Below are 3,456 nucleotides of genomic sequence, written 5' to 3' on the forward strand. Positions count from 1 at the left end.
CGCCCGCCCCCGCCCCTCGCGGGGGGGGGGGGGGGCGCGCGGGCGGCCCGCGCCCCCCCCCCCCCCCCCCCCCCCCACTACCGTGACGATCGTCAGAGATCGCGGTACTGGATCTGCGAAGCCAGTACGCGCAGGCCGTCGGCATTGCTGGACAGGATGCGCTCTTCGCCAACACCTTTCTGCCGTTTCAGCTGGAAGCCCTGATCCGCAGGCAGTTGTGCGGCGATGGCGTCCATGCGCTGCAGGGCATCAGGGCCGCTGCAGTCGAAGTGGCCCCAATAGACGCCTTCGCGGTGGATCTGCAATCGATAGTTCATCGCGGTGTCTCCGGCAGGTCCTGCAGCCAATGGTCGAACATCGCGGTGGCGGCTGCGGCCAGTGGTGCGCCATAGCGACGCGCCTGCGCGCGCAGGTCGTTGGGATCGATGCCGGCCTGGGCCAGCTCCAGCGCGTGGCCGACCAGCCAACGCTCGAACTGGCGGGCGTCCAGTTCCGGATGGCATTGCAGGGCCAGTGCGTGGTTGCCGATGGCGAAGGCCTGATGGCGGCAGGCCGGCGTGCTGGCCAGGCGGCGTGCACCGGCCGGAAGCTCGAACGCCTCACCATGCCAATGCAGTACCGGAATGCCCTGCAGGGCCTGCAGCGGTGAACGCTGGCCTTCATCGGTCAGCAGCAGTGGCGCAAAGCCGATTTCCTTGCCGCCGCTGGGAGCGACACTGGCACCGAGTGCACGCGCCATCAGTTGTGCACCCAGGCAGATGCCCAGGGTTGGCCGCTGCTGCTGCAGCCGGCGCTGCAGCAGGGCGATGCTGTCGGTGACGAAGGGATAGGTCGCTGTGTCATTGGCACTGATCGGGCCGCCCAGCACCACCAGCAGGTCGGTCACTTCCGCCGGATCGAGCGCATCGACGCCGGCCTGCAGCACCTGCAGCTGCCAGCCTTGTGCCAACAGCAAAGGCTGCAGGGTGCCGAGGTCTTCGAAGGCGACGTGTTGCAGAACGACTGCGTGCTTCATGCCGGGGCTCCGCTGTTCGGCCAGTAGAAGCTGTCCGGGGTGGCGCGGGCGCCGAAGATGGCCTGGCCGACGCGGACCACGGTGGCACCTTCCTCGATGGCCACTTCGAAATCACCGGACATGCCCATCGACAGCTGCGACAGGTCAAGGCCGGGCGGGGCGGTGCGTTGCAGCTGGTCGCGCAGTTCGCGCAGGCGCACGAAGCAGGCGCGCACGCGCTCGACGTCGGGGGTGAAGATGGCCAGGGTCATCAGGCCGCGCACACGCAGGCGATCGAAGGCCGGCAGCTGCTGCACGAAGGCCTCGACCGCGTCGGGTTCCAGTCCGTACTTGCTCGGCTCGGCCGAGGTGTTGACCTGCACGAACACATCCAGCGTGCGGTCTTCCAGTTGCAGGCGCTGCTGCAGGGCCTCGGCCACGCGCAGGCTGTCCAGCGCCTGGAACTCGCTGGCAAAGCGCGCCACGTAGCGCGCCTTGTTGGTCTGCAGATGGCCGATCACCGACCAGTGCACGCCCAGGTCGGCCATCGTTTCGGCCTTGCGCTGTGCTTCCTGCACCTTGTTCTCGCCCAGTTCATGGCAACCAGCAGCCACGGCCATGCGGATACGGGCGTCATCGACGGTCTTGCTGACCGGCAGCAGGCGCACGCTGGCCGGGTCCCGGCCGACGCGCGCGCAGGCATCGGTGATGCGTTGGCGCACCGTGACCAGGTTGGCGGCGATCTGTTCAACGGACTGGGCGACGGGCCAGTCGGCAGCGGCAAGGGGCATGCGGGCACCTCCAATGCAGGATGGCCAGGGTGGGATACACTGGCACAGGACAAGAGATATTTTGGCATAGGACAAAATGAAAATCACCGGGCATAGCGCCGAGTCGATCTTCGACAGCATCCGCGACGGCATCGGCAAGGGCCGCCTGCCGGCCGGCAGCGTGCTGCCGCCGGTGCGTGAACTGGCCGAGCAACTGGGCGTGAACCGCAACACCGTGGCCGCTGCCTACAAGCGCCTGGATGCGGCGGGCCTGGCCAGCACGGCGGGCCGCCGTGGCACGGTGGTGCGCGGATTGCCGCCGACGCTGGCGCGCGAGGGCAGTACGCCCGGGCTGGCGCTGCAGGACCTGGCCGGTGGCAATCCGGATCCGCGCCTGCTGCCGAACCTGCGCCTGGCCCCGGCCGCACCACGGCTGTATGGCGTGGGCACGGTCGACCCGAGGTTGCAGGCGCTGGCGCGCGCCTCGCTGGATGCGGACTGCCCGGAGGGCTATGCGCTGGAGCTGACCCATGGCGCGGTTGATGGCATCGAGCGCCTGCTGGCGGCGTGGTTGCTGCCAGGAGACCGCATCGCGGTGGAGGATCCATGCTTCCTCGGCAGCCTCAATGTGCTCAATGCTGTGGGCCACGCGCCGTTGCCGGTGGTGGTGGATGCGCATGGCATGCAGGTCGATTCGCTGCGTGCGGCACTGGAGGCCGGCGCACGCGCGGTGCTGCTGACCCCGCGCGCACACAACCCGACCGGGGCCAGCCTGGATGCGAAGCGGGCACGGGCGTTGCGGCAGTTGCTGGCGGCCTACCCGCAGGTGGCGGTGCTGATTGACGATCACTACGCACTGCTCTCGCAGCAGGCCTATCACTCAGTGCTGCCGCTGGATGGCCGGCGCTGGGCGCTGCTGCGTTCGTTGTCCAAACCACTGGGTCCGGACCTGCGGCTGGCCTGGCTGGCCTGCGATGAGGAGACCGCATCGCGGTTGCGGCTGCGATTGGCGTCCGGTACCGGCTGGGTCAGCCACCTGCTGCAGGATGCGGCGACTTCGGTGCTGGCGTCGGCAACGCAGCGGGCGAAGATCGCGGCGGCGGGCGAGCGTTACCAGCAGCGGCTGCAGTCGCTGCAGGAGCTGCTGCGTGTGCGTGGCATGCCGACGCCGCTGCCGATGGAGGGATTGAACCTGTGGCTGCCGTTGCCGGCGGACAGCCATCCGCAGGTGCTGGCGCTGGCTTCGCGCGGCTGGCATGTGCGCGCGGGCGAAGTGTTCGCGGTGGCGGCACCGGGCCATGGTCTGCGCATTACGTGTTCGGCGCTGGGACCGGCGCAGCTGCGGCAGCTGGCCGATGACCTGGCGGCGGTGTGTGGTTTGTAGCGTCGGGCCATACTCGGCTTTGCTTCGCCTTTGTAGAGCCGAGCCATGCTCGGCTGCTGTTGGTAGAAGCAGTCGAGATCCTATGTTCGTGGTCAAGCCTGCTGGAAGCAGGCTTGACCCACCTTCAGCATGGCCGGATCGAAGTCCCGGCCGCTTTTGAAGACACCCCAGGCGATCCTGGCCAGCTTTCTGGCCAGGATGTTGAAGACGGCGGTGCTGGGGTGACCGCGTTTTGACAGCTCGTCGTAGAGCGGTTGCCCCCGACGACACCGCTTGAGCCCCATGGCGGCCATGTAGAGCATCTGGCG

Annotated in this window: 4 protein-coding genes and 1 pseudogene; 1 reads left to right on the top strand and 4 read right to left on the bottom strand. The window is 68.4% G+C overall.

Going from position 1 to position 3,456, the window contains the following annotated elements; all coding sequences use genetic code 11:
- Positions 1-92 precede the first annotated feature (92 nt).
- The 3 genes from V3B64_RS04810 to V3B64_RS04820 are packed head-to-tail and all read right to left on the bottom strand — an operon-like array spanning position 93 to position 1,785.
- Positions 93-317 (bottom strand): hypothetical protein, encoded by a 225-nt coding sequence (locus tag V3B64_RS04810; protein WP_279912210.1) that lies wholly within the window; start codon positions 315-317, stop codon positions 93-95.
- A complete protein-coding gene (locus V3B64_RS04815; RefSeq protein WP_329913727.1) occupies positions 314-1,015 on the bottom strand; it encodes a glutamine amidotransferase in 702 nt (233 codons plus the stop codon). The genes V3B64_RS04810 and V3B64_RS04815 overlap by 4 nt, the downstream gene beginning before the upstream one ends.
- Complete coding sequence (locus V3B64_RS04820; protein ID WP_121503549.1) at positions 1,012-1,785, bottom strand: YggS family pyridoxal phosphate-dependent enzyme; 774 nt, start codon at positions 1,783-1,785, stop codon at positions 1,012-1,014. The genes V3B64_RS04815 and V3B64_RS04820 overlap by 4 nt, the downstream gene beginning before the upstream one ends.
- Before the next feature lie 76 nt (positions 1,786-1,861).
- Between V3B64_RS04820 and ptsJ the strand changes: the two genes are divergently transcribed.
- On the top strand, positions 1,862-3,148 hold the full coding sequence (gene ptsJ, locus V3B64_RS04825) for a transcriptional regulator PtsJ (RefSeq protein WP_329913728.1): 1,287 nt from the start codon (positions 1,862-1,864) through the stop codon (positions 3,146-3,148).
- A 92-nt stretch (positions 3,149-3,240) separates the two neighbouring features.
- On the opposite strand, the pseudogene V3B64_RS04830 reads toward ptsJ, so the two are convergent.
- Positions 3,241-3,456: pseudogene (locus V3B64_RS04830) on the bottom strand (IS110 family transposase); the annotation flags it as partial.

The organism is Stenotrophomonas sp. SMYL86 (assembly GCF_036320025.1).
GTDB lineage: Bacteria > Pseudomonadota > Gammaproteobacteria > Xanthomonadales > Xanthomonadaceae > Stenotrophomonas > Stenotrophomonas maltophilia_A.

What these genes read in the sequence shown, in the direction of transcription:
- V3B64_RS04810 (WP_279912210.1), bottom strand. Translation starts at nt 317, where the DNA reads ATGAACTATCGATTGCAGATCCACCGCGAAGGCGTCTATTGGGGCCAC.
- V3B64_RS04815 (WP_329913727.1), bottom strand. Translation starts at nt 1,015, where the DNA reads ATGAAGCACGCAGTCGTTCTGCAACACGTCGCCTTCGAAGACCTCGGC.
- ptsJ (WP_329913728.1), top strand. Translation starts at nt 1,862, where the DNA reads ATGAAAATCACCGGGCATAGCGCCGAGTCGATCTTCGACAGCATCCGC.
- V3B64_RS04820 (WP_121503549.1), bottom strand. Translation starts at nt 1,785, where the DNA reads ATGCCCCTTGCCGCTGCCGACTGGCCCGTCGCCCAGTCCGTTGAACAG.